21 protein-coding genes and 1 pseudogene are annotated in these 24,560 nt (G+C 59.1%); 6 read left to right on the forward strand and 16 right to left on the reverse strand.

Annotated features, from left to right (window positions below; translation table 11 throughout):
• Positions 1-12: 12 nt before the first annotated feature.
• From HCK03_RS19835 to HCK03_RS19885, 11 genes and pseudogenes are all read right to left on the reverse strand, one after another.
• Positions 13-1,164 carry a Gfo/Idh/MocA family protein gene (locus HCK03_RS19835; RefSeq protein WP_167692076.1) on the reverse strand — a complete coding sequence of 384 codons (1,152 nt, stop codon included), beginning with the start codon at positions 1,162-1,164 and terminating at the stop codon, positions 13-15.
• Positions 1,161-2,189, reverse strand: a complete 1,029-nt coding sequence (locus tag HCK03_RS19840; RefSeq protein ID WP_141334864.1) for a sugar phosphate isomerase/epimerase family protein — start codon at positions 2,187-2,189, stop codon at positions 1,161-1,163. Before HCK03_RS19840 ends, HCK03_RS19835 begins: the two co-directional genes overlap by 4 nt.
• A gap of 16 nt (positions 2,190-2,205) precedes the next feature.
• Positions 2,206-3,411 carry an MFS transporter gene (locus tag HCK03_RS19845; protein WP_166793768.1) on the reverse strand — a complete coding sequence of 402 codons (1,206 nt, stop codon included), beginning with the start codon at positions 3,409-3,411 and terminating at the stop codon, positions 2,206-2,208.
• A 186-nt stretch (positions 3,412-3,597) separates the two neighbouring features.
• Positions 3,598-4,974: a phenylalanine transporter gene (gene pheP, locus HCK03_RS19850; protein ID WP_167692077.1), complete on the reverse strand. Its 1,377-nt coding sequence runs from the start codon at positions 4,972-4,974 to the stop codon at positions 3,598-3,600.
• Positions 4,975-5,101: 127 nt separating this feature from the next.
• Positions 5,102-7,300, reverse strand: a complete 2,199-nt coding sequence (locus tag HCK03_RS19855) for a TonB-dependent receptor (RefSeq protein ID WP_143967584.1) — start codon at positions 7,298-7,300, stop codon at positions 5,102-5,104.
• Positions 7,301-7,358: 58 nt separating this feature from the next.
• The gene (locus HCK03_RS19860; RefSeq protein WP_135185076.1) at positions 7,359-8,444 is read right to left on the reverse strand and encodes a YncE family protein; all 1,086 of its coding nucleotides are present in this window, start codon (positions 8,442-8,444) and stop codon (positions 7,359-7,361) included.
• 347 nt (positions 8,445-8,791) lie between these two features.
• The gene (locus tag HCK03_RS19865) at positions 8,792-10,096 is read right to left on the reverse strand and encodes an NAD(P)/FAD-dependent oxidoreductase (RefSeq protein ID WP_041144464.1); all 1,305 of its coding nucleotides are present in this window, start codon (positions 10,094-10,096) and stop codon (positions 8,792-8,794) included.
• A gap of 348 nt (positions 10,097-10,444) precedes the next feature.
• A pseudogene (locus tag HCK03_RS19870) lies at positions 10,445-10,558 on the reverse strand (aldehyde dehydrogenase family protein); the annotation flags it as partial.
• A gap of 79 nt (positions 10,559-10,637) precedes the next feature.
• A complete protein-coding gene (locus HCK03_RS19875) occupies positions 10,638-11,591 on the reverse strand; it encodes an aldo/keto reductase (protein ID WP_041144463.1) in 954 nt (317 codons plus the stop codon).
• A 181-nt stretch (positions 11,592-11,772) separates the two neighbouring features.
• Positions 11,773-12,549, reverse strand: coding sequence for an ABC transporter substrate-binding protein (locus HCK03_RS19880; RefSeq protein WP_041144462.1), 777 nt, complete (start codon positions 12,547-12,549; stop codon positions 11,773-11,775).
• A 19-nt stretch (positions 12,550-12,568) separates the two neighbouring features.
• The gene (locus tag HCK03_RS19885) at positions 12,569-13,747 is read right to left on the reverse strand and encodes a M20 aminoacylase family protein (RefSeq protein WP_115193386.1); all 1,179 of its coding nucleotides are present in this window, start codon (positions 13,745-13,747) and stop codon (positions 12,569-12,571) included.
• A gap of 530 nt (positions 13,748-14,277) precedes the next feature.
• Between HCK03_RS19885 and HCK03_RS19890 the strand changes: the two genes are divergently transcribed.
• Positions 14,278-14,868, forward strand: a complete 591-nt coding sequence (locus tag HCK03_RS19890; protein ID WP_041144460.1) for a lipid-binding SYLF domain-containing protein — start codon at positions 14,278-14,280, stop codon at positions 14,866-14,868.
• Positions 14,869-14,925: 57 nt separating this feature from the next.
• Here HCK03_RS19890 and HCK03_RS19895 read toward each other — a convergent pair whose 3' ends face one another.
• Both HCK03_RS19895 and HCK03_RS19900 read right to left on the reverse strand, forming a co-directional pair.
• Positions 14,926-15,429, reverse strand: coding sequence for an RcnB family protein (locus HCK03_RS19895; RefSeq protein ID WP_041144459.1), 504 nt, complete (start codon positions 15,427-15,429; stop codon positions 14,926-14,928).
• 188 nt (positions 15,430-15,617) lie between these two features.
• Positions 15,618-16,013 carry a hypothetical protein gene (locus HCK03_RS19900; protein ID WP_041144458.1) on the reverse strand — a complete coding sequence of 132 codons (396 nt, stop codon included), beginning with the start codon at positions 16,011-16,013 and terminating at the stop codon, positions 15,618-15,620.
• 270 nt (positions 16,014-16,283) lie between these two features.
• Here HCK03_RS19900 and HCK03_RS19905 point away from each other — a divergent pair, with 270 nt between their 5' ends.
• Genes HCK03_RS19905 through HCK03_RS19915 form a run of 3 tightly spaced genes read left to right on the forward strand, consistent with a single transcriptional unit; the run spans position 16,284 to position 19,288 of the window.
• Positions 16,284-17,402 carry an ABC transporter substrate-binding protein gene (locus HCK03_RS19905; RefSeq protein WP_041144457.1) on the forward strand — a complete coding sequence of 373 codons (1,119 nt, stop codon included), beginning with the start codon at positions 16,284-16,286 and terminating at the stop codon, positions 17,400-17,402.
• A 57-nt stretch (positions 17,403-17,459) separates the two neighbouring features.
• Positions 17,460-18,488 (forward strand): FecCD family ABC transporter permease, encoded by a 1,029-nt coding sequence (locus HCK03_RS19910; protein WP_166793767.1) that lies wholly within the window; start codon positions 17,460-17,462, stop codon positions 18,486-18,488.
• The gene (locus HCK03_RS19915; protein WP_041144455.1) at positions 18,485-19,288 is read left to right on the forward strand and encodes an ABC transporter ATP-binding protein; all 804 of its coding nucleotides are present in this window, start codon (positions 18,485-18,487) and stop codon (positions 19,286-19,288) included. The genes HCK03_RS19910 and HCK03_RS19915 overlap by 4 nt, the downstream gene beginning before the upstream one ends.
• 60 nt (positions 19,289-19,348) lie before the next feature.
• Here HCK03_RS19915 and HCK03_RS19920 read toward each other — a convergent pair whose 3' ends face one another.
• The 3 genes from HCK03_RS19920 to HCK03_RS19930 form a co-directional block, all read right to left on the reverse strand.
• Positions 19,349-20,491 carry an HlyD family secretion protein gene (locus tag HCK03_RS19920; RefSeq protein WP_041144454.1) on the reverse strand — a complete coding sequence of 381 codons (1,143 nt, stop codon included), beginning with the start codon at positions 20,489-20,491 and terminating at the stop codon, positions 19,349-19,351.
• Positions 20,491-20,874 (reverse strand): DUF3302 domain-containing protein, encoded by a 384-nt coding sequence (locus tag HCK03_RS19925; RefSeq protein ID WP_041144453.1) that lies wholly within the window; start codon positions 20,872-20,874, stop codon positions 20,491-20,493. The genes HCK03_RS19920 and HCK03_RS19925 overlap by 1 nt, the downstream gene beginning before the upstream one ends.
• 142 nt (positions 20,875-21,016) lie before the next feature.
• Positions 21,017-21,658 carry a helix-turn-helix domain-containing protein gene (locus HCK03_RS19930; protein WP_167692078.1) on the reverse strand — a complete coding sequence of 214 codons (642 nt, stop codon included), beginning with the start codon at positions 21,656-21,658 and terminating at the stop codon, positions 21,017-21,019.
• Between the two features lie 256 nt (positions 21,659-21,914).
• On the opposite strand from HCK03_RS19930, the gene HCK03_RS19935 reads away from it, so the two are divergent.
• Together HCK03_RS19935 and HCK03_RS19940 are read left to right on the forward strand one after the other, a co-directional pair.
• Positions 21,915-22,838, forward strand: a complete 924-nt coding sequence (locus HCK03_RS19935) for an aminoimidazole riboside kinase (protein WP_041144451.1) — start codon at positions 21,915-21,917, stop codon at positions 22,836-22,838.
• A 167-nt stretch (positions 22,839-23,005) separates the two neighbouring features.
• On the forward strand, positions 23,006-24,523 hold the full coding sequence (locus HCK03_RS19940) for a carbohydrate porin (RefSeq protein WP_041144450.1): 1,518 nt from the start codon (positions 23,006-23,008) through the stop codon (positions 24,521-24,523).
• Positions 24,524-24,560: the final 37 nt, after the last annotated feature.

A 24,560-nucleotide genomic window follows, 5' to 3' on the forward strand; every position in this document is an offset into this window, starting at 1 on the left:
GCATCTCCTTCGCTACCGCTCTACGCTGACCCAGCGCTGCTGCTGATGGCTGCGCAAAATAGCCTCAACGATGTACATCACGTCCGCCCCTTCATAAAACGAAGCGAACCGCCGCGAGCGCGCATCCGGCATCGCCCCGGCACGCACCGCCTGGTAGAAGCTCAGCATCATATTTTTGAAGGCGTCCGGCCAGCCCTCGATATGGCCGGCGGGGAAGTGGGCGCTGGCGGCAACGTCGCGCTGCATCAGGGAAGGGTCGTCGCTGAAGGTCTGATTGGGCCGGTCGCGCTGGCCGACCCACAGCCGCTGGGGGATCTCCTGATCCCACGCCAGGGCGCAGGCGCTGCCGCTGATTTCAACCGTCAGCTGATTCTTCCTGCCGGCGCTCACCTGCGAGACGCTGAAGCAGCCTTTACTGCCGTCATCAAAGCGTACCAGCACCGATCCCCGGTCTTCGGTATCCACCGCCCGCTCCTCGTCGCCCCGACCGTCGCCCTGCTGGCTGAAGGTGGCATCGCCCTGCAAAGCCGTCCGGCGGGTCGGCCACACCGTCGAGAGGTCGGCCATCACCTCGGTGATGCGGCGTCCGGTCATAAACTGCACCGTATCGCACCAGTGCGAGCCGATATCCGCCATCGCCCGCGACGCCCCGCCCAGCGCCGACTCCACCCGCCAGTTGTAATCGGTTTGCAGCAGCATCCAGTCCTGCAAATAGCTGCCGTGAGCCGAAAACAGCCGCCCGACCAGACCCTCACGGATCATGCTGGCCGCCTGCTGGACCATCGCAAACTGGCGGTAGACAAAGCTCACGCCGTGCACCACCCCGGCCTTTTCCGCCAGCGCCACCAGCTCGCGGGCCTCTTCCGGGCGCATGCACAGCGGCTTTTCCGAGAAGACGTGCAGCCCGGCGCGCAGGATCTGGCGATTAATCTCCGCATGCAGATGGTTCGGCGTGCAGTTGTGCACCACCTGCAGACCCGGATGCGCCAGCAGACCTTCGACGCTGCCGTAGGCGTGGGCCACGTTCAGCTGCCGGGCCTTCTGCTCGGCCTGCGCCAGGCTGTGGTCGCACAGCGCCACCACCTCAATATCGCCCACCCGGCGCAGCGCCTCAATATGCGCCGGACCGATAAACCCGCTGCCAATAATGCCGACCTGGATCATCCCCGTACCTCGCTTCCGGCGGCAAAATCATCAAACGCGCGCCCGGAGGCCGGAATGATATGGCGGCGGATAAATTCGCTGCCCTCGCGGGCGCCGGCCTCCGCCTCTTTCAGGCAGCACTCCCACTCCAGCACCGCCCAGCCGGCATAGCCGTACTCGGTGAGCTTGCTAAAAATCCGCTTAAAATCGATCTCGCCGTCCCCCGGCGAGCGGAAGCGCCCCGCCCGCTGGAGCCAGTTCTGGTAGCCGCCGTAAACGCCGCAGCGGCCGTCGCGGCGGAACTCCGCGTCCTTGACGTGAAAGGCTTTTATCCGCTGATGATAGATGTCGATATAGGCCAGGTAGTCCATTTGCTGCAGATGCAGATGGCTGGGGTCGTAGAGCATATTGCAGCGCGGATGGTTATCCACCAGCTGCAGAAAACGCTCGAAGGTCACGCCATCGTGCAGATCTTCGCCGGGATGAATTTCGTAGCACAGATCCACTCCCTGCTGGTCAAAGCCGTCGAGGATCGGCCGCCAGCGGCGGGCCAGCTCGCTAAACGCCTCCTCGAGCAGCTGCGGGTTGTGCGGCGGCCAGGGGTAAAAATAGGGCCACGCCAGCGCCCCGGAGAAGGTGGCGTGCGCCGTCAGGCCTAAGCGCCCGGAGGCGATCGCCGCCTGCTGCAGCTTTTCGCAGGCCCAGCGCTGCCGCGCCTGCGGATTTCCGCGCAGCGCGGGGGGCGCAAAGCCGTCAAACGCCGCGTCGTAGGCCGGATGTACCGCCACCAGCTGCCCTTCCAGATGCGTAGAGAGCTCGCTAATCACCAGCCCGTGCGCCGCCAGCCGTCCCTTAACCTCGTCGCAGTAGGTCTGGCTCGCCGCCGCCTGCTCGAGGTCAAAGATAGCCGGATGGTTGCACGGGATCTGCAGCGCCCGATAGCCCAGCCCCGCGGCCCACTCCGCCAGACCGTCGAGGGTGTTAAACGACGGCTGCGTGCCGATAAACTGCGCCAGAAAGATGCCCGGCCCCTTGATAGTTCTCATCACCACCTCCGAAAAATTAGCGCGGCTCTTTCTCGTTATACTGGAAAGAGAAAAGGAAAATCAGTGCGATAACCGCCGCCGCAACCGCCGGGATCCACCAGAAGGTGACCCACGCCTGCGGTACGGCCTGTCCGGCAACCAGCTGGTTATACAGCGCGCCGGAGATTTGCGAACCGAGCAGCATGCCGATGCCGTAGGTGAACATCACAATCATGCTCTGCGCCTGGCCTTTTACCTTCTCCCCCGCCACCCGGTCGGTATAGATAAAGCCGACAACAAAGAAAAAGTCGTAGCACACGCCGTGCAGCAGGATGCCGAGATAGAGCAGGAAGCGCCCCTCTTCGCTGACGCCGAGGGCAAAGAAGGCGTAGCGCACGAACCACGCCAGCATCCCCACCAGCAGCATATATTTCACCCCGAGGCGGCGGAACAGCAGCGGGATCACCAGCATAAAGACGATTTCCGACATCTGGCCGAACGACATCGCGGTGCTGACGTCAGCCACGCCGGCATCCGCCAGGTATGAGGCGGTGTAGGCGTAGTAGGTCCCCAGCGGAATGGAGATCAGCGTGGCGCACAGGCAGAAGATAAAGAAGTGGCGCGTTTTCAGCAGCGCAAAGGCGTCGGCACAGAGCAGATCGCGCAGCTTTACCGGCATCCCCTTCGCCGGCGCCGGCGTGTGGGGCAGCGTCAGGCTGTAGAGCGCCAGCACCACCGAGCACAGCGCCGCAAGGCTGAAGATGGCGGTGGTGTTGGAAATACCGGTCACCCCGATGCAGATCCCGGCGATAATCCAGCCGATGGTGCCGAAGACGCGCACCACCGGAAAGGTTTTATCGACGTTCGCCAGGCTGTGGAAAGCGATATTATTGGTCAGCGCCAGCGTCGGCATATAGCACAGCGTATAGCCAAACAGCAGGCCGATCAGCAGCGCGCCGTTTTGCGCGACCAGCGCCTGCGGGACAAACCACAGAATCGCCGCCCCCGCCAGGTGCATCACCGCCATCACCTTCTGCGACGGGAAGAAGCGATCGACCAGCATCCCCAGCACAAACGGCGATAAAATGGAGGCAATCGGCCCGGCGGAGAACGCATCGCCGATCAGCAGCGCCATATCGTAGCGCGTCATCACCAGGCCGAGGGTGACCGACCAGCTCCCCCAGATAAAGAACTGCATAAACATCATTAACGACAGGCGCGGCACCAGAAACCGGTGCTGCACGCGAACACTTTCACGACCTTCAGCTGTTGATACCATTTTGACCGCCCTCAAAAAGTAATCGATTACAAAACCGCTCGATTGACAAAGTAATCGATTACAAAAGGAAGATCCTTAAGCAAATGCGCTAAGCGCGAAGAAGATCACAATAAAGGATTACGGCTCCGTCGGACGACGGAGCCGCGGGCGTTACACCGGACGGCGCAGCAGCTTGAAGACCACAAACAGGAACAGGATCCACACCGGCAGCAGAACGGCCGACAGGCGCATTCCGTCGATCGTGCACATCAGCACCAGAATCAGCCCCAGGAAGGCGATGCAGAGATAGTTTCCGCCAGGCGCCAGCAGCGCTTTGAACTTCGACTCGCGTCCCTTACGACGCTGCGCGGCGCGGAATTTCAGATGCGCCATGCAGATCATTATCCAGTTCAGCAGCAGCGTCGCCACCACCAGCGCCATCAGCAGGCCCAGCGCCTTTTGCGGCAGCAGGTAGTTGAGCAGCACCACCAGGGAGGTGATCACCCCGGAGAGGATCAGCGAGTTGACCGGCACGCCGCGCTTGCTGACCCGGGCGAGAAACTTCGGCGCGTTGCCCTGCACCGACAGACCGAACAGCATCCGGCTGTTGGAATAGACGCCGCTGTTGTAAACCGACAGCGAGGCCACCAGGATGACGAAGTTGAGCGCGGAAGCCACCACGTTGCTGTCGAGATTATGAAAAATCATCACGAACGGGCTGCTGTCAGATTTCACGTCCACCCACGGGTAGAGCGCCAGCAGCACCACCAGCGAACCGATATAGAACAGCAGGATACGGTAGACCACCTGGTTCACCGCTTTCGGAATGCTCTTTTCAGGATTCTGCGCTTCCGCGGCGGTGATGCCGATAAGCTCCAGGCCGCCAAAGGAGAACATAATCACCGCCAGCGACATCACCAGGCCGTGCCAGCCGGTAGCCAGAAAGCCGCCGTGACGCCACAGGTTATCGAATCCCGCCTTGCTGCCGCCGTGGCCGCCGAACAGCATCCACAGGCCGAAGCCGATCATCCCGACAATCGCCAGCACCTTAATCAACGCAAACCAGAACTCCGCCTCGCCGTACAGGCGCACGTTCACGAGGTTAACGGCGTTGATGATAATAAAGAAGACCGCAGCCCATACCCAGGTCGGCACGTCCGGCAGCCAGTACTGCATGTAGATGCCGGCGGCGGTCAGCTCCGCCATACCCACCAGCACGAACATCACCCAGTAGTTCCAGCCGGAAAGAAAGCCGGCAAACGGGCCCCAGTATTTATAGGCAAAGTGGGCAAACGAGCCGGATACCGGCTCTTCAACAACCATTTCGCCAAGCTGGCGCATGATCAGAAAGGCGATGATCCCGGCGACGGCGTAGCCAATCAGAACCGCCGGTCCCGCCATTTGAATCGCCGGGCCAATGCCGAGAAACAGGCCGGTGCCGATAGCGCCGCCGAGGGCGATGAGCTGGATATGTCGGTTCTGTAAACCGCGATGAAGCGTCGGGCCGCCGTGTTCTACGGTATCCGACTGCGTTGACGCGTCTTTCACGTCGATCCCCTGTCATTTTTAGTGAAGGGGCACCTTTTACACTTATGCTCGCCCGACTTCAAGCCGCAGATGCGTTTGTTGCCGGCGACGAGGGGCGAGCCGTCCGGGCCCGCCCCGCGCTTTGGCCTTAGAAATCGTAGCTCATCGATACGCGAACGGTGCGCGGATCGCCCACCGACAGGTAGGTGCCGGAATCATCGACGCCGGACCAGTACTTCTCGTTGGTGACGTTGGTCACCCCCGCACGCCAGACCATTTCGTTACCATCGGCGTTGAGGCGCATGCGGTAGCGCACGCCCAGATCGAGGGTGGTATAGCTGTCGAGCTTCTTCGTATTCGCCGCATCGGCGTACTGCGAACCGGTGTGGTTAACGCGAGCGGTGGCCGTCAGGCCCTCGACCGGCTTGATGTCATACTCGGCCCCCAGCACCGCATAGAAGCGCGCCACGCCAACCGCGTCTTTTCCGTCGTTGACGCCCTTAGCCGTTTTGGTCTGCTCGGGATCGAGCCACTGCGTGCTGCCATTGAGGCGCAGCCCCAGCATCGGCTCGCCAAAGACGTTCAGCTCGGCGCCGCGGTTGCGCTGTTCGCCGTCCAGCCCGTAGTAGCCGTTCGCATCGGAGATCGCGTTCGGCTTTTTGATTTGAAACAGCGCCAGCGACCCGCCGACGGTGCCGTAGTCAACCTTCACGCCCACTTCATCCTGCTTCGAGTGCGCGATCCCGGTGCTCTGCCCGGCGTTGGCGGCGGTATTTGGCGCCACGCTGCCCGGCTGCAGCGCTTCGGTGTGGTTGGCGTACAGCGACAGCGTTTCCCACGGCTTGTAGACGAGGCCCAGGGTCGGCGTCCAGCGGCTTTGGGTATAGAGCGAAGCGGGGTCCTCCACGCCGGTTTTATTGCTGTAGTTACGCACCACCACCTTCTGATGACGGGCGGCGGCGGTCAGCAGCACCTTGTCGTTAAAGAAGCCCAGCGTATCGCTCAGCAGCCAGCCCTGAGTGCGGCTGCGCGAGGTGGTCAGGGGGTCGAAGTAGTTGCCGCCAAACAGGGTGTTATCCGGCATCGGCACGTCGCGGCCGTCATAAATATTGGTGGTCGGGTTTTTCGTCGACATCCGCCACGCGGTTTTATCGCGCTTGATCTGCGCCGAGTAGCCGACGTTAACCTGATGGGAAATCGCGCCGGTGTTGAAGTCACCGCGCACGCCGCCCATACCGCTGAAGGCGTCGATAATCCGGTTGGTGTCCAGGCGCCCGGCGGTCGCGTCGCCGTTTTCATTCAGCAGCTTCGCGGTGCTGTAGGTGCCGGTCTCGTGCGCGTGCTGGCCGCCGAGGGAGCCGTACAGCGTCCAGCTGTCGCTGAGATCGTATTCCGCCTTCGCCATCCCGAATTCGTTCTCGATATCGCTATAGCCCCACTTCTGGCCGTAGTTTTTGCGGTTATCCGGTACCGCGGGCACGAAGTCGACGCCGCTGACGTTCACCCCCATCTCCCCGCCGTGGAAGGTTTTTTTCTGGTAGCCAAAGTCGAGCGATGAACGGAAGCGATCGCTGCGGTAGTCCAGCCCCAGGGAGGCAAGCGTCGTGCGACGGCGGTCGTTTTCCACCGCCGCTTCGCCTTCGCGATGCACCAGGTTGACGCGCGCGCCGAACTGGTTGTCATCGCCAAAACGACGGCCGAGGTCGAGGCTGCCGCCGACCTGAGAATCGGAGGTATAGTCGACCCCCACCCTGGCGGTTGGGATATCCTCAGCCCGCTTCGGCTCAAGGTTGATCATCCCGCCGACGCCGCTGCTGGCCGCGCCGTTGAGCAGGCCGTTGGCGCCCTTAAAGACCTCCACCCGCTCCAGCATCTGGGTATCCATCACCTGACGCGGCACCACGCCGGCGAGGCCGCCCATGGTCATGTCGTCGCCGTCGAGCTTAAAGCCGCGAATGCGGTAGGTTTCGGCAAAGTTACCGTAGCCCTGCACCGTCTGGATCCCCGCATCGTTGCTGACCACGTCGGCAATGGTGCGCGCCTGCTGGTCCTGAATCAGCTTTGCGGTGTAGCCGATGACGTTAAAGGGGACGTCCATCGCCTTTTGTTCACCGAGCATGCCCAGCCGGCCGCCGTGGGCAATCTGCCCGTCGAGGAAGGCCGGCACCACCAGGTCGCCGCCGGCTTTAAAATCGCCGCCTTCGCTCGCCTGGACGACCATAACCTCTTCATTTTTTTTGCCGGCGCTGGCGTCGTCCGCCGCCGCCGCGCCCTGGGCGATGGCGCCAATCGTTAACGCCAGCAGCGTTTTACGCAGCGGGAAGGATGAAGTATGAGTGACGTGCATAATGTGTCCCGTGGAGGAGAAAAGTGAAACAAAGGGCCCGCTGCCGGGCCAATTTTAGTTATTGATTCGCCAGCTCGAGGCGGACAACGCTGTCCGGGCCTTTGGTCGAATGATCTTTATTAAACGGCTGTTTGACGGTCACAAACAGCGTCTGACCATCGGCTGAGAGCAGCAGGCTGTTGGGGTTAGCCGGGATATCCCACTGACGCTTCTGCGCATAGCTGGTGCCGTCGAGGCTGATGACCTTGCCGGACTCGCGCCGGGAGATATAAATCTCATTGCGTTTCGGGTTGAACAGCACCGCCAGCGAGTCGCCCACGTCGAGCTGCTTGATCACCTTGCCGCTGTGAATATCCAGCACCAGGGTGGTTTTCGCTTTTGAGTTATCGGTGACGAACAGGCGGCCGGTTTCGCTATCTTCGGCGATATTCAGCAGCAGCGCCGGCTTGTCGCCCAGCGGCTTCCAGCGCTGCTCAACGCGGTTATTACGCGGGTTGATAACGAGGATCTCTCCGCCGCCGTTGGCCGCGTACAGGCGCCCCGTTTGCGCGGAATAGTGCAGGCCGGTCATCCATTTGCCGGTGTTTTTAATCCGCGCTTTCAGCTTCAGCGTGTTGGCGTCAACCACCCAGATTTGCGCCGGATCGGCAACCGCACCCACGTAGAGAGTGTCGTTCAGCAGCAGGATCTGCCGCGCGCCGTACGGCAGCCCCTTCTCGTTGCGCTCGCTAAACAGCAGGCGCTTTTTGACTTTGCCGGTGGCGGTGTCAATGGCGCTGATGCCGCCGTCGAGGGAGTTGGTAACGAACAGCGTTGCGCCATCCGGCGTTATCTGGACGGCAAAGTTTTTCAGGTCGGTATAGCTCAGGCCGATGGTCTTCAGGGTTTTCGGGTCGAGCTTATAGACCGCCCCGCCCTGCACGTCTTTAAAACCTTCGGCGCTGGCAACGTACAGCGCATCGCCTTTCGGGCTCAGCGCCATTTCATAGAGGCCTTCGGCCAGCTCGCGCTTCAGCGGCTGCGCCAGGGTAGCAGCGGCGGCGCTGTCGACAGCCGGTTGCGCAACGGGCGGGGTATGGGTAGCGGCACAGCCGCTTAAGAGCGCAGAGATAGCCAGCGCGAGGGCCGGAATAGCGTATTTCACAGGAGGAATCCTTTACATAATCAATGACCTGATGGTAGCTCCTGGCCGATATTTTTTGCTTCAGCCTTGCCGTACCGAGCCCCACCCTACGCCTTCGCTGTTTCCCTGTGAGCCACTCACTGACGCAGGTCATTCCCTACTTAGCCTGCAAACAAAAAGAAGAATGAGAACTATACTCATTATCGTCATTCAGGCAAGCGTAATCACTTCCGCTGCGGGCAAAAACAGTAATCTGCTGATTTTAGAACATGATACGCGAAGGGATTTGTCGCCAGCCTGGGAGCGGGACGTTGCGCCTTCCCGGACGGCGGTGTCCGGGAGGCTATTTCATCTTTCGTGCAGCGTGTTTAGTGCAGCTTGAGGTGCGGACGAATGATGCGGTTAATCCCGCCGGAGAGCATCAGCAGGCCGGTTTTCACGTAGCCGTGCAGCGTCACCTGATGCATACGGTACAGCGAATCGTAGACCAGGCGCGCGAGCCTGCCCTCCACCATCATCGGCCCCACCGGCAGATGGCCCATAATGCTCCCGAGGGTGGTATAGCCTGAGAGCGAGACCAGCGAGCCGCGGTCGCGATAGACGAACGATTTCAGCGGTCGGCCCTTCAGCTGCGCAATAATGTTGTTCGCCGTGAAGAGGGCCATCTGGTGAGCCGCCTGGCCGCGCGGAGGAATAAATCCCCCCTCCGGGCGCGGGCAGGCAGCGCAGTCGCCGAAGGCAAAAATATGGCTATCGCGGGTGGTCTGCAGCGTCGGCTCAACGACCAGCTGGTTAATCCGGTTGGTCTCAAGGCCCGCAATATCGCGCATAAAGTCCGGCGCCTTGATGCCGGCCGCCCACACCATCAGATCCGCGCTAATTACGCTGCCGTCTTTGGTGTGCAGCCCCTGCTCGTCGGCGCGGGTAATCAGGGTTTGGGTCATCACGTTGACGCCCAGCTTCGTCAGCTCATCGCGCGCGGCCAGGGAGATGCGCTCCGGCAGCGCCGGCAGAATACGCTCGCCGGCTTCAACCAGGCTGACGTTCAGCGCCTCGTTGGTCAGATGCTTATAGCCGTAGCGCTGCAGCTCTTTCACCGCATTGTGCAGCTCGGCCGACAGTTCGACGCCCGTCGCCCCGCCGCCGACAATGGCAATATTCACCTTGCCGAGGTTCTGCGGGTTAGCCGAATGCCTGAGGAACAGGTTAAGCATCTGCTGATGGAAGCGTTTTGCCTGCTCGGCGCTGTCGAGGAAAATACAGTTCTCTTTTACCCCGGGGGTATTAAAGTCGTTGGAGGTGCTGCCCAGCGCCATCACTAAGGTATCCCAGCCGAGGGTGCGTTCGGCAACCAGCAGCTCGCCGTTTTCATCGCGCAGTTCCGCCAGGACGAGGGTTTTCGCGTCGCGATTAATATCGATAACGGCGCCGTGCTGGAACTCAAAATAATGCTTACTGGCATGCGCCATAAAGCTTAGGGCGTCCACGCCGGCATCCAGCGATCCGGTCGCCACCTCATGCAGCAGCGGCTTCCACAGGTGGCTCTGGCTGCGATCGACGAGGATAATCTGAGCCTTATTACGGCGGCCAAGCTTATGCCCCAGCTGCGTGGCCAGCTCCAGCCCGCCGGCACCGCCGCCGACAATGACAATTTTTTTTAATGGCGCAGTCACTGCAACCTCCTAAAAATAAAAAACCAATGTTAATTAAAAATTGTTAATTAAAAATTACTATGCAATATTTAATTAACAACAGTTCGCCGAATAGCAATAAGCAAAAGAAATAATTCCGCAGCCTGTAGTAATAACGCCAAAATGGATAAGCAGCCATTTTTAATCCGCTTATTATTGTACAAGTTTTCGCTGAATTCTCTGGCACACATATATGAGGTAAATAAAAAGGCCACTAAGTTGTTAGCTAGCGGCCGGAGGGAGGGTGATTTAAATATTAGCCCAAAGTATTATTTTATTGCCGACAACAGTTAAACCCTAAAGAGTATATTTCGTCAGGCCCGTCGGCTATTAATAGCGCACCATCACGGATTTAAGTTCAGTGTAATCATCAATAAACGAGCTGCCAAACTCGCGCCCGATGCCCGAGCCTTTCATGCCGCCAAAGGGGACCGCCGGGTCGGCGCCAGCGCGCAGGTGCTGAACGTAACGACGCACCGCTAGCCGGGAAAAGCCGGAGCCCGACGGCTCCGGCAGACGGCCATCAGGCGCTGGCGATCTCGAGCCGCGCCAGCTGCGCGGCGTTGAGCGTCAGCCCGGCGGCGCGGGCAAAGCTCTCAACCTGGGCGACGCTGGTCGCGCTGGCGATCGGCGCGGTCACCCCTTCCCGGCTCATCAGCCAGGCGAGGGCCACCTCCGCCGGCTTAGCGTTGTGCTGCCCGGCAACCTCTTCGAGAGTATCGAGAATGCGCATCCCGCGCGGATTGAGATATTTGGCGATGCCGCCGCCGCGCTGGCTCTGCGCGAGGTCAGCCTGCTGGCGGTATTTACCGGTTAAAAAGCCGGAGGCCAGGCTGTAGTAGGTCACCACGCCAATCTCGCGGCTGATGCAGAGATCGCAGAGCGCGCCTTCGAAGGCGGAGCGGTGATAGAGATTATATTCCGGCTGCAGCACCTGCCAGGCCGGCAGGCCGCCCTTGCGCGCTACTTCCAGCGCCGCCGACAGCTGCTGCGCGTCGAGGTTCGACGCGCCGGTCGCGCGGATTTTTCCCGCCTGCTGCAGGGCCTGGAAGGCTTCCAGGGTTTCCGCCAGCGGAGTTTGCGGATCCGGCCAGTGGGCAAAATAGAGATCGATATAGTCGCTATTCAGGCGGCGCAGGGAGTGGTCTACCGCCTTCTGGATCCAGGCTTTGCTCAGCCCTTTTTGCCCGTCGGGCCCCATATCTGAGCCGACCTTGCTGAAGATTTTAACCCGCTCACGCATCCCCGGCCGCGCCTGCAGCCAGCGGCCGATTATCGTTTCCGACTCTCCGCCCTGATTGCCGTCCGCCCAGCGGGAGTAAACGTCCGCCGTATCGATAGCGTCAAAGCCGTGGTCAACGAAAGCATCAAGAATGGCAAAACTGGTTTTTTCATCGCAGGTCCAGCCGAAAACGTTGCCGCCAAAGACCAGCGGCGCAATGGAAAATCCGGTTTTGCCCAATGGACGTGTCATCATGCCGTTCACTCCTTATTGACCCGTCGTCCTTCAGGTTGCCCGCGCCCGGCCTGGTTCAACTCGAATGAGTGAGGGTCTCGTTTATATTCTGCGTCCTGCGTTATCGGGCCAGGGTCAGAAATGATAGTAGAGAAAGGAAGCCTGAGGCGGGCTTTCCGTGCCCGCCGCCTGCATAACCGCATTATGTCCCGGAATAGACGTCAAAGCTAAAATATTTCCCGGCCAGTTTTTTATAGGTTCCGTCGGCAAGAATTTTGGCAATTGCGCCGTTAATCTCCTGACGTAAGGCGTCGTCGTCCTTGCGCAGGCCAATGGCCGCCCCGGCGCCAAACAGCTTATCATCCTGCAAATGACCGCCAACGAAGGCGAAATCTTTGCCCTGAGGCTGCTGCAGGAAGCTGTAGTCCGCCATCATTCCGGAGAGCACCGCGCCGTCGATACGCCCGGACTCCAGATCCCGCACCACGCTGTCGGCGCCCTGGTAGGCCACGATATTAATTCCCGCCGGACGCCAGTGCTGATTCACGTAGGTTTCCTGCGCCGAGCCCTGCTCCACGCCGATGGTTTTGCCCTTCAGCTGCTCCGGCGTATTGCCGCTCAGCGTATTTTTGCGCGCCACGAGGAACACCGGGCCGTTATAGAGCTTGTCGCTAAAGCCAATCTGCTCTTTACGCTTCTCGGTCATATACATACCGGAGAGAATGGCGTCAAATTTACGCGCCTTCAGCGCCGGAATGATGCCGTCGAAGTTGCTTTCCACCCACACGCATTTGGCCTGCAGCTGCTGGCAGATGGCGTTGCCTAAATCAATATCGAAACCCGCCAGCTTGCCCTGCGGGTCCTTCCATTCAAACGGCGCAAAGGTCGGATCGACGCCAAAGCGAATTTCCTTATTTTCTGCGGCCAGCGCCGACGTTGAGGCCATCAGCGCAACCCACAGCAGAAGTGATTTTTTCATTATTTACGAGCTCCAGAGATCAGCGGCAGTGCGTTTCAACTAACCGGGCGAAAAGCGTCGCGCCGGTGCTAATAATGTCATCATTAAAGTCGTAGCCTGGGTTATGCACCATGCAGCTGCCCTTGCCGCCCTTCTCGCCGTTGCCCAGCAGGAAGTAGCAGCCCGGACGCGCCTGCAGCATAAAGGCAAAATCTTCGCTGGCGTTCATCGGCGCGATCGACGGCAGCACCTTATCGCTGCCGAAGACCTCCAGCGCCAGCGCCCTGGCAAACGCCGTCTCCTCCTCGCTGTTGGTCAGCACCGGATAGGAGTCATAAACCTCGATCTCGCTGGTTGCGCCGTAGCTTTTGGCGGTGAACTCGGTGATTTCGTGGATGCGCTTAATCAGCAGATCGCGGACCTCGGGCTTCATCGCCCTTACGGTCAGCTCCATCACCGCGCTTTGTGGAATGACGTTGGAGGCGATGCCCGACTGGAAGGTGCCGACGGTCACGACGGCGGTTTCTCCCGGCGGCACGTTGCGCGCGACGATGCTCTGCAGCGCCATCACCAGCGCCGCGCTGGCCAGAATGGGGTCAACCGTGCGGTCAGGGTGAGCGCCGTGGCCGCCGTAGCCGTGAACGGTGATTTTGACCGTATCCGCCGAGGCCATAAAGTTGCCGGCATAAAAGCCGAGCTTGCCGACCGGCAGCCCCGGCATGTTGTGCAGCGCAAAGATGCGCTCGCAGGGGAAGCGATCGAACAGCCCGTCTTTAATCATTAAATCCGCCCCGCCGATGGCCTCTTCCGCGGGCTGGAAAATTAGGTGCACGGTGCCGTTAAATTCGCAGGCCGGAGAAGCGATATACTTCGCCGCCGCCAGCAGAATGGTGGTGTGGCCGTCATGGCCGCAGGCGTGCATTTTTCCCGCCACGGTGCTGGCCCAGGGCAGGTCGGTGGTTTCAAAAATCGGCAGCGCGTCCATATCAGCGCGCAGCCCGATGGTGCGCGGCGAGTCGCCCTTGCGCAATGAACCGACCAGCCCGGTTTTTCCCAGCTCGCGGGTCACCTGATAGCCCCACTCCGTCAGCTTTCCGGCCACCAGCTCGCTGGTATTAAACTCTTCGAGGCTTAATTCCGGATTGGCATGTAAATAATGACGGATCGCAATCATTTCATCTTCAGCTGCTTTAATTTCTGGAATTACAAAATCGGTCATGCCGGTCTCCGGGAAATAAGATCGTCATTCTGCCTGCATCCGCGTGGGCAATAGTCCGGCCGCTCCCGTTTTCGCCCGGTCGGGCGCGGTGTACGGCCGCTAATCCGGGTAAACGCCTGGGCGTTCGCCGCGCTGCAGAGCAAAATTCATTGGGTCAGGATATCTTCAATAATTGACGTTCCGACGGCGCCGAAACCTGAAGGATGAAGAATATACTCAGAGTCAATAACTTATCTGGATAAGCGGTTATTGCAAGCAGCATTTCTAATTCCTGAGGGAGTCATCATCTTATTTACTAATGATTATTCAGCGCCTTATCAAAAGCGCCGGGGAAAATACGCCGGCGCCTGGCGCAGTAGAAAAGGCGCCGCCGGGCAGGCTATTTCACCCTGGCTGGGAGCAGAGTAATAAGCTAATAAACAGGCAAAATTTAAATATAAACTTTTAAGTTCTGGGTCTTTATCACAATTTAATTCTACGATCGCCGACCTTAATCCCGTTTATCGCAACCCCTACGGCAGAGTGTAAAAATGAAATATCAGCTCCTTTTTCTGGCATCGGCGCTGGCGCTCGCCGGCTGCAGCGCGCAGGGCGATACCGCCAGCCAGCAGCGCGCCAGCATTCAAAAAATGCGTACCGAAACGCTGAGCAAACTTTATTCCCTGCACCCGGAAGCCCGCGCCGATATTCAGCATTCTGACGGCTACGCGGTATTTGCCAGCAACAGTAGCAAAATTCTGCTGTTCGGCTTCGGCAGCGGCTATGGCGTCGTTAAAGATATCCGCAGCGGTAAAGATACCTATATGAAAATGGCCCAGGGCGGTGCCGGCGTGGGAATGGGGATAAAACAGCAGCGCACCGTGGTGGTGTTCCACGATAAAGCGGCGCTGAATAATTTTATCACCCGGGGCTATGTCGTCGGAGCCGATGCCAACGCGGCGGCGAAATATGACGATAAGGGCATTGCGCCGGTCGGCGCCTCGGCCAACGGCGTCGCGAAGGAGACCGCGTCCCTGCCCTCGAAGGTTAACGTCTACGAAATGACCGAAAAAGGGCTGGCCGCCCAGGCGATGATTAACGGCTACAAGTACTGGCCGGATGACGAGCTGAATAAAAGATAGGACAGGCGCTCCCGGAGACGGTACGCAATACCGCTCCGGGATGCCGCAGGCTAGCGGCTAGTTGTTGAGAAGACCATTCACCAGAATTGAGGTGATGATCCCGGTCGCCGCCGCAATCAGTACGTAGTTACCGTCAATATAGGACCAGTGCTGCCCCTGAGGAGGCGCCGGCAGGCCGCGATCGTGCCAGTTATTAATCCGGTACGCGCTGCCGCGATAGTGCTCAGGCGCGGGCTGGCCTTTGCGGAAGTCGTGGCCGTTCCAGGCGAAATGCTCCTGCTCGTGGCGATCCTGACGATGCTGCTGCGAAGCACCTGTGCGCCCCTGCTCGCCGCGATTCGGTCCACGATGATTGCCGTTATCCTGATGGCCGTTCGCCTGGTTTCCCTGCGGCCCGTTGCCGGGCCCCTGCTGACGATTGCCGTCGTTTTTGCCGTGCCCGGACTCATTTTGCCATACCTGCTGCTGGCCGGGAGCGTTGTTGCCATTCGGGCCGTCGGCGTAGGCCAGCGACGTGATCGTGCAGGATAAAATAACTGCCAGAGTAATAATCTTTTTCATTGTCCACCTCCTGATATATTTCCTTTTTACCGGCGGAATGTGGAGAAACGGTGAGTATCGGGATAACCAGGAGTATTCCTGGCATATTGTCGCGGGCGCCAATCTTAATAATCTGGTGGATATGGCGTTTGCCAGAACCAATAAAAAAAGGCCGCTTGCGCGGCCCTTTTATACAGAACAGTCAGTATTTACTCAGTGACTTTCTTTTTCAAATCGTCAGCACCCTGCTTGGTTTTATCCCAGCCTTCCTCGGTGACGGCTTTGGTTTTATTCCAGCCTTTTTCAGTGCCTTCTTTGGTCTTATCCCAACCCTTCTCGGTACCTTCTTTGGTCTTGTTCCAGGTTTTCTGCGTGCCTTCGCTGACCTTGCTGCCCAGGCTATCGCTTTTGCCTTCAGCCGCGTGCTGAGACTTGAGCTTCAGCTCATCGCCTTCATTCTGGGCCTTATGCAGCTTTTCCTTCGCCGTGTTAGCCCCTTCATGGGCCGCCGCGACGGTTTCATCAGTAGCGTGTGTGGTGGTGGTTGCAGCAAAAACGGGAGCTGCTACCAGAATCGCAGATAACGCAATCATTGCCTTTTTCATAATTTCCTCTCTAACGTGCTTAGTGTTATGAGTCGCATTCAGCATGGCACAAGATTCTGCCGTTTGGCTTTAGGGATAGTTCTTAAAACTGCCTCTGGCGCTGACCGCCTGTTTTTTAGGCAGTTAAGTGCCGATCGCGGCCATTCTTATCACCTCCAGCAAAGTTGTTACATTTTATGAAATCGACGTTTCATATATCTGCCGTTTATTTTCACACGAGAATAATTATCAAAATCATTATATTTATAATTTGCAAACGGAACTCACATTATGGCAATGAAATCAGTAAGTTCGCTTATTCTTACTGCGCTAATCTCCGCCCCGCTGTCCGGCTATGCCACCCAGTACCCGCTCACCGTGACCGACATCGACGGCCGCAGCATTACTCTCCAGCACGAGCCGCAGCGCATCATCCTGCAGGACGGCCGGGATATTATGGCGCTGGCGCTTCTCGACCGCGATAACCCCTTTAAGCGGCTGGTTGCCTGGAATAATCTGGCGAAAAAACAGGACGTTGAAACCTGGAAGATGCTGCAGCAGAAGTGGCCGCAGTCGGCGAGCATTCTGGATATGGGCTTTAGCGATAAGGGCAATATTGACCTTGAAAGCGTGATTTCCCGCCAGCCGGACCTGATGATTGCCCAGCTGCGCGCGAAGCCGGCGCTGGAAGAGAGCGGCATTATCAGCAAGCTCGGCGCGCTCAATATTCCGGTGCTGTTTGTCGATTATGAAGTGAACCCGGCGAAGGATACCGCCCCGAGTATCGACCTGCTGGGCCAGGTGCTCAACCGTGAAAGCAACGCCAAAGCCTATACCGACTACTATCGCCAGCAGCTGCAGGCGATTCGCCAGAAAACCGCCGCCATCGCGCCGAAGGCGAACGTCTTCGTCGAGGCGCTGGCGGGCAACAGCGACGCCTGCTGCTTTACCCACGGACATAGCGGCTGGGGCGGGCTGGTTGAAGCGGTGGGAGCCAATAACATCGGCGCGCAGGTGCTGCCAGGCGCCTCCGGCTTTGTGGCGCTGGAGAAGGTAATTAGCATGAAGCCCGACGCCTATATCATGACCGGCTCAAAACGCGGCAACAGCCAGGTTCTGCCGCTGGGCTACCGGGTTAACCCGCAGGAGGTGAACGCCCAGGCTCAGGTTCTGCTCTCGCGGACCGGCGTCAGCGCCATCCCACCGGTGAAGGCCGGCCGGGCCTACGGGATCTATCACCACTTCTACAACCATCCGTGGAATATCGTCGGTATGGAGTATCTGGCGAAAGATATCTATCCGCAGACCTTTAGCCGCCTCAGCCCGGATGACAGCTACCGCTATATCGTGCGCCATTTCACCACCCTGCCCGACCTGCCCTTCGTCTTTTCCTGGAAACAAGGTGAGTAAGCGCCCATGAGCTCGACGACTGAATCCGCCCTCATAGCCCAAGGCGCCGGGCGGGACGTGATGGCCAACTACCGCCACATCGTGCGCCGCCGCATCGCTTTTATGCTGCTGCTGGCGGCGCTGATTATTATCTCTCTGCTGCTCGATTTTATGATGGGTCCGTCCGGGATGCCGCTGCAGACGCTGTGGCAAACCCTGATCGATCCGGCCAGCGCCAGCGCCGGAACGCGGGTTATCGTCTGGGATATCCGCCTGCCGTACGCCCTGATGGCAATTATTGTTGGCCTCGCGCTCGGCCTCGCCGGAGCGGAGATGCAGACCATCCTCAACAATCCGCTGGCCAGCCCCTTTACCCTCGGCGTCTCCTCGGCGGCAGCCTTCGGCGCGGCGCTGGCCATCGTGCTGGGGATCGGCATTCCGGGGATCCCCAGCCAGTGGTTTATCTCGGCCAACGCCTTTATCTTCGCGCTGCTGGCCGCCCTGCTGCTGGACGGCATTACCCGCTGGACCCAGGTGGCCTCCTCCGGGGTTATCCTGTTCGGCATCGCGCTGGTCTTTACCTTCAACGCGCTGGTCTCCATGCTGCAGTTTGTCGCCAACGAAGACACGCTGCAGGGGCTGGTGTTCTGGACCATGGGCAGCATTGACCGCGCCTCGTGGCAGAAGGTCGGCATCCTGCTGGCGGTGCTGGCGGTAGTGATGCCGCTATCGATGCTGAGCTCGTGGAAGCTGACGGCGCTGCGCCTCGGCGAAGATCGGGCTATGAGCTTCGGGATTAACGTGCGCCGCCTGCGCCTAACCACCCTGCTGCGGATCAGCATCCTGTCGGCGATTTCGGTGGCCTTCGTCGGTCCGATTGGCTTTATCGGCCTGGTGGCTCCGCACATCGCACGCCTGATTTTCGGCGAAGATCACCGCTTTTACCTCCCAGCCAGCGCCCTGATCGGTGCGCTGGTGCTGTCGCTGGCCTCCGTGGCGTCGAAGAATCTGATCCCCGGCGCCATTATTCCGGTCGGGATCGTCACCTCGCTGGTTGGCGTTCCGTTCTTTCTGAGCATCATTCTGCGCCACCGGGGGAACGTATGAATCCGCACATCTCTACAGGGCTGGCGCTATCGCGCTTCAGCGCCGGCTATCCGAAGCGCCAGGTTATCCGCGACCTGACGGTACCGCGTCTGCAGCGCGGTGAAATCACCGCCCTGCTGGGCCCCAACGGCAGCGGCAAATCGACCCTGATGCGGGCGATGGCCGGCCTGGGCCCCTCGACGGGAGAGCTGTCGCTTGACGGGGAAAACCTGCTGGCGCTGCCGTTTGCCCGGCGGGCGGAAAAGGTGGTCTATCTGCCGCAAACGCTGCCGGCGGGCGTCCATCTGCACGTGCTGGAGTCGATTATCGTCGCCCAGCGCGCGGCCGGCGGCGTGCACGACGCGCAAAGCCAGCAGCAGGTGATGTCCCTGCTGCGCCAGCTGGGCATTGAACATCTGGCGCTCAGCTACCTCGACCGGCTTTCCGGCGGGCAAAAGCAGCTCGTCGGCCTGGCCCAGTCGCTTATCCGCCAGCCGGCGCTGCTGCTGCTCGATGAGCCGCTCAGCGCGCTGGATTTGAACTATCAGTTCCACGTGATGGATCTGGTGCGCAGGGAGACCCGAAGACGCAATATCGTCACCCTGGTGGTGGTGCATGACATTAATATCGCCCTGCGCCACGCCGATCGCGTGCTGATGCTAAAAGAGGGGCGTCTGCTGGCCGAGGGGGCGCCGTCGCGGGTGATTACGCCGGAGATCTTAGCCGAGGTGTACGGCGTGCGGGGACGCATTGAGCCCTGCTCGCAGGGGGTCATGCAGGTGATTATTGACGGGCTGGTCGGCAGCGCGGTGCCGGCGTAGGCGGCGGTGGCCTTGAGCAGCGCCGACGCCCAGAACCGGGGCGCCGGCATGAGGCGGCAATTAATGATCGAGGTAGAGGTAGTTTTCCCAGCTTTTCATGCGGATCAGGATCTTACGAATAAGCGACAGGTGCTCGAAGTGTCCGGAATAGACCGCCGCTTCGACGTCGGTCCCCTGCGGTAAACGGTAATTTTGCAGGCGCGGATCGTTCACTTTGAAGACCACCAGCGCCCGGCCGTGACCGATTAGCGCATCGGTGGTCAGCAGCTTGCCCTGGCCCTGAAACTGGCTTTCACCGATTGCCGGCAGAACCTCGACGACCTCCGCGCTGAAAACGGTGCCCGGGATCGCCGGGAACAGCAGCTCCGCCTTCTCCCCGGCCTGCAGACGCTGCAACGAGTTCTGTCGAAACGCCGCGACGTATTCACGGGACTGATTCTCCGTCACCGGCACAAAGGTCATAACCGGCGCGAGACCCAGGGCCGTCGACATGGTGCCGGGCCGCAGGCCCACGGTGCTCACGTAGCCGTCAGACGGCGCGCGCACCACGGTATTCTCCAGCTTAAATTCGGCTTCCCGCAGCTGGGCCAGCAGCGAGGCAACCCGGGTATTTTCCCCGTGAACCACGGAGTGCAGGGCATTCCGCGCCTGGACAACGTTCTCTTTTGCGGCCGCTACCGCGGCTTCGTCCGCTTTCCACGTCTGGCGACGGGTATCGACCATCTGATCGGAAAAGGCACCCTTATCATGACCGGCCGCAAAACGGGCATACTCCCGCTGGGCCCGGTCGCGCTCGGCGCTGGCTTTATCCAGGCTGGCCCGGGCGCTATTTAGCGCCGAGTCGAGCGATAGCGCGTCCTGGCTGGCCGCTTTTACCTGCGCCTTGAGGTCATCCACTTTGGCCTGGAACGGAGTCGGGTCAATAGTAAACAGCACGTCGCCCTGCTTCAGCATCTGATTGGCCTGAACCGGAACGCTGGTCACGCGGCCCCGCGTCTGCGACACAATGGGCACCGTACGAAATACCTGCTTGCCCGTTTCGGTATACGGAAAGTTATAATTCATCCCTAAAATAAGCGTCCCGATAATAACAATCCCACCTAATACCGCGGTCGGTACCGTCCATTTATTGAGCGGAATACGAAATATTTTAAAAATAACGATACAGAGTGCGGCATAGCACAGCAGCAGCAGCGTTTCCATTATTTATCCTCCTTCGTGGCGACGCCTTCAGCAGCCACCGACAGCGGATGATGGCCTTTCAGGGTATTTAATTCCTGCTGCAGCGTATCCAGCCGCGTTAATACCTGAGTCAGGTGCCGATGCAGATCGCCGCTTTCCTGCTGCGCCTTCTGCATTCCCCAGCCGCGGTCCTCGCGCCACAGCGTCGCCCAGATCCACAGCAGCGGCCACAGCACGTGAAGCGTAAACAGGCTGACCCAGCCGGCGTAGTGAATAGCATCCTGGTGCGGATGGTTTCTTTTTTTGGCAATTTCGTACGGGATATCGTGGATCACAATTATCCCGTAAAATAGAATCAGCACCACCGCAATCAGGATGGCCAGAGCGATATAGTCAAGAGTCATCGAATACTCCAGAGTTCAATAAGAGAAATAAATACCATCCCGACGGCGTGCCGAGGCCGGGTGGAAATAGCGATACAGCGTGCTGCGAGTTTATTTTACGCGGCAGCTTGCGGGAGAGAGTAAATAACTACTCGCGGAATAATTAAAATTTATCAGGGATTTTTCGGTCGATAGATATTAGCCGGCCCTTTTTCACCGTAATATATCCTCCCTCTTTCAGAGCGGCCAGTACCTGATAAACGTAGCTGCGCGAAAGGTTGGTGCGTTTGATAATAAAGGCGGACAGGCTTTCACGTTGCCCGTCGTCAATCCCGGTGCGGAACAGGTAGCGGGAAAGCATCGATTTGATGGTCTGAAACCCCGACAGATTACCCCGTTCATTGTGGGCATCAATCGCGAAGATGCCCATATAGACCAGAATAGTGGTCAGCTCCTGCATATATTTTGGCGACGAGTGAAAGAATATGCGCTCAAAATCGGCGACCGTGACTTTGGCAAAACGACACTGCCCCTGGCACTGATAGAGCCAGTTCAGCTGCGGAAAGTAGCGTTCCGGCAGGCCCAGCGGCATATGCTCAATCACAATCCCTAACAGATTTTGCGCATCGCCCACCGCCAGCGTCATTTGCCCCTGCAAAAGGAAGTAGATGTACCCCTCTGCGGGCTGAAAGCACGTGCCGGCGGCCCATTCAACCTGCTCACCGCAGGCGATAACCTCGGGGAGATGCGTGCTCAGTTCCAGATTCTGATAGGAAGAGTAGATATCGCCAAAGCTGCTATTCACCCCGTTCTTTCCCCGTCAGAAAAATCCGCTGAACAAATCATTGCCTGACAAAATATACATAAGATTTATAGAGAGTAAAAGTCCACAGCTGGAGTTCCTGCCGCGATCGGCGGCCGCTTTGCGGCGTCAATCCGCGGGCCGCGTTTTTTTTGCCCTGTCTCCCACTTTAGGCATCACGGCGTTTCGATCTGCACGGGGCTATGCTTTAATAAAGCTAAACCGGTTTAATATAGTTTAGCAACGAGGTGAGATGAGCATGAACGCAAAAGTTTGGGTGGTCGGAGATGCGGTGGTGGACCTGCTGCCGGAGAGCGGAGGGCGGCTGCTGCAGTGTCCAGGCGGCGCGCCGGCCAACGTCGCGGTAGGCGTTGCCCGCCTCGGCGGAGAGAGCGGATTTATCGGTCGCGTCGGCGACGATCCCTTCGGCCGCTTTATGCACCAGACCCTAAGTCAGGAGCGGGTTGACGTGAGCCATATGCGTCTCGACCCGCAGCAGAGAACCTCAACCGTGGTGGTCGATCTCGACAGCCACGGTGAGCGTACCTTTACCTTTATGGTGCGCCCCAGCGCCGACCTCTTTTTGCAGCCGGAGGATCTCCCGGCCTTCGCGCCCCGCCAGTGGCTCCACGTCTGCTCTATTGCCCTCAGCGCTGAGCCAAGCCGGAGCACCACCTTCGCGGCGATGGAGCAGATCAAAAGCGTCGGCGGCTGGGTAAGCTTCGACCCCAATATTCGCGAGGACCTGTGGCAGGACCCGGCGCTGCTGCAGGCCTGTCTCGACAGGGCGCTGTCGCTTGCCAACGTGGTGAAGCTCTCTGAGGAGGAGCTGGTCTTTATCAGCGGCAGCAGCGATCTGGCGCAGGGTATTGCCATCTTAAGCCAGCGCTACCGGCCGGAGCTGCTGCTGGTCACCCAGGGTAAAGCCGGCGTGCTGGCGGCTTTTCAGCAGCAGACGATCCACTTTGCGGCGAAGCCGGTGGTCAGCGTCGATACCACCGGCGCGGGCGATGCCTTCGTCGCCGGTCTGCTCTCCAGCCTCGCCGCCAACGGCATACCGACCGACCTGGCGTCGCTGGAGCCCGCGCTGCAGCTGGCGCAAACCTGCGGCGCGCTGGCGACCACCGCCAAAGGCGCCATGACCGCCCTCCCCTGGCAGCACGATCTCAATCGCCAGTTTTGATCCCCCGCGGGCCGTCCTCAACGGCCCGCTTTGTTGCCTCCGTCACAATTATTAAATCGGTTTAGCAAAATTCATTTCGCTATGCTACATGTCGCGTTTAACATATGAATTAAACCGGTTTAGCAAAACAACACATCATTCATTTTTATCTTTGGGATGCGAACAGCATGTACAAAAAAAGCACACTTGCCGTCCTTATTGCTTTGCTAACCGGAGCCGGTACGGTCCATGCGCAAACGGATTTAAGCACCATCGAAGCCCGCCTGATGGCCCTGGAAAAGCGCCTCCAGGACGCGGAAAACCGGGCGCAGACTGCGGAGAACCGCGCCGACTCGGCCGAGAAGAAAGTTGAGCAGCTCACCACGCAGCAGCAGAAGACCCAGGACAACACCCAGCAGGTGGCCCAGCGCACCGCCCAGCTGGAGAAGAAAGCCGATGAAAAGAGCGGCTTTGAGTTCCACGGCTACGCCCGCTCCGGCGTAATCATGAACGACTCAGCCTCCAGTACTAAATCCGGCGCCTACATGACGCCTGCGGGGGAAACCGGTGGAGCTATCGGCCGCCTGGGGAACCAGGCCGACACCTATGTTGAAATGAATCTTGAACATAAGCAGACCCTGGATAACGGCGCGACGACCCGCTTCAAAGTGATGGTGGCCGACGGACAAACCAACTACAACGACTGGACCGCAAGCTCCAGCGATTTGAACGTTCGTCAGGCCTTCGTAGAACTGGGCAACCTGCCGACCTTCGAAGGCCCGTTTAAAGGTTCCACCCTGTGGGCCGGTAAACGCTTCGACCGTGATAACTTCGACATTCACTGGGTCGATTCCGACGTGGTCTTCCTCGCGGGTACCGGCGGCGGTATTTATGACGTGAAGTGGAACGACAGCCTACGGAGTAACTTCTCTCTCTACGGACGCAACTTCGGCGATATTGATGATTCGAGCAATAGCGTGCAGAACTACATCCTCAGCATGAACCACTTCATCGGCCCGGTGCAGGTGATGGTCAGCGGGATGCGGGCGAAAGATAATGACGATCGTAAAGATACCAACGGTAATCTGGTCAAAGGCGATGCGGCAAATACCGGGGTACATACGCTACTCGGTTTGCACAACGACAGTTTTTACGGCCTGCGGGAAGGCAGCAGCAAAACGGCCCTGCTCTACGGCCACGGCCTGGGCGCAGAAGTGAAAGGCCTCGGTTCCGACGGCGCGCTGCGTCCGGGAGCCAATACCTGGCGCTTCGCCAGCTACGGCACCACGCCGCTCAGCAAGAACTGGTTTATCGCTCCGGCGGTGCTGGCGCAGAGCAGTAAAGACCGCTATGTCGATGGCGACAGCTACCAGTGGGCGACCCTCAACATGCGTCTGATTCAGGAGATCAACCAGAACTTCGCTCTCGCTTACGAAGGCAGCTACCAATATATGGATCTCAAACCCGAGGGCTATAACGACCGTAATGCGGTGAACGGCAGCTTCTATAAACTCACCTTCGCACCGACCTTTAAGGTCGGCAGCATCGGTGATTTCTTCAGTCGTCCGGAGATCCGTCTCTACACCTCGTGGATGGACTGGAGCAAAAAGCTGGATAACTACGCCAGCGATGACGCTTTAGGCAGCAGCGGTTTTAAATCGGGCGGCGAATGGTCGTTCGGTATGCAAATGGAGACCTGGTTCTGACGGCAAGGGTCTGAAACCAGCTTAAAACCGCGGCATC

The organism is Klebsiella terrigena (assembly GCF_012029655.1).
In the GTDB taxonomy this organism is placed as follows: Bacteria; Pseudomonadota; Gammaproteobacteria; order Enterobacterales; family Enterobacteriaceae; genus Klebsiella; species Klebsiella terrigena.

Coding starts and splice junctions, on each gene's coding strand:
- HCK03_RS19835 (WP_167692076.1), bottom strand. CDS start 1,164: ATGATCCAGGTCGGCATTATTGGCAGCGGGTTTATCGGTCCGGCGCAT.
- HCK03_RS19840 (WP_141334864.1), bottom strand. CDS start 2,189: ATGAGAACTATCAAGGGGCCGGGCATCTTTCTGGCGCAGTTTATCGGC.
- HCK03_RS19855 (WP_143967584.1), bottom strand. CDS start 7,300: ATGCACGTCACTCATACTTCATCCTTCCCGCTGCGTAAAACGCTGCTG.
- HCK03_RS19875 (WP_041144463.1), bottom strand. CDS start 11,591: ATGATGACACGTCCATTGGGCAAAACCGGATTTTCCATTGCGCCGCTG.
- HCK03_RS19880 (WP_041144462.1), bottom strand. CDS start 12,549: ATGAAAAAATCACTTCTGCTGTGGGTTGCGCTGATGGCCTCAACGTCG.
- HCK03_RS19885 (WP_115193386.1), bottom strand. CDS start 13,747: ATGACCGATTTTGTAATTCCAGAAATTAAAGCAGCTGAAGATGAAATG.
- HCK03_RS19890 (WP_041144460.1), top strand. CDS start 14,278: ATGAAATATCAGCTCCTTTTTCTGGCATCGGCGCTGGCGCTCGCCGGC.
- HCK03_RS19895 (WP_041144459.1), bottom strand. CDS start 15,429: ATGAAAAAGATTATTACTCTGGCAGTTATTTTATCCTGCACGATCACG.
- HCK03_RS19900 (WP_041144458.1), bottom strand. CDS start 16,013: ATGAAAAAGGCAATGATTGCGTTATCTGCGATTCTGGTAGCAGCTCCC.
- HCK03_RS19905 (WP_041144457.1), top strand. CDS start 16,284: ATGGCAATGAAATCAGTAAGTTCGCTTATTCTTACTGCGCTAATCTCC.
- HCK03_RS19915 (WP_041144455.1), top strand. CDS start 18,485: ATGAATCCGCACATCTCTACAGGGCTGGCGCTATCGCGCTTCAGCGCC.
- HCK03_RS19920 (WP_041144454.1), bottom strand. CDS start 20,491: ATGGAAACGCTGCTGCTGCTGTGCTATGCCGCACTCTGTATCGTTATT.
- HCK03_RS19925 (WP_041144453.1), bottom strand. CDS start 20,874: ATGACTCTTGACTATATCGCTCTGGCCATCCTGATTGCGGTGGTGCTG.
- HCK03_RS19935 (WP_041144451.1), top strand. CDS start 21,915: ATGAACGCAAAAGTTTGGGTGGTCGGAGATGCGGTGGTGGACCTGCTG.
- HCK03_RS19940 (WP_041144450.1), top strand. CDS start 23,006: ATGTACAAAAAAAGCACACTTGCCGTCCTTATTGCTTTGCTAACCGGA.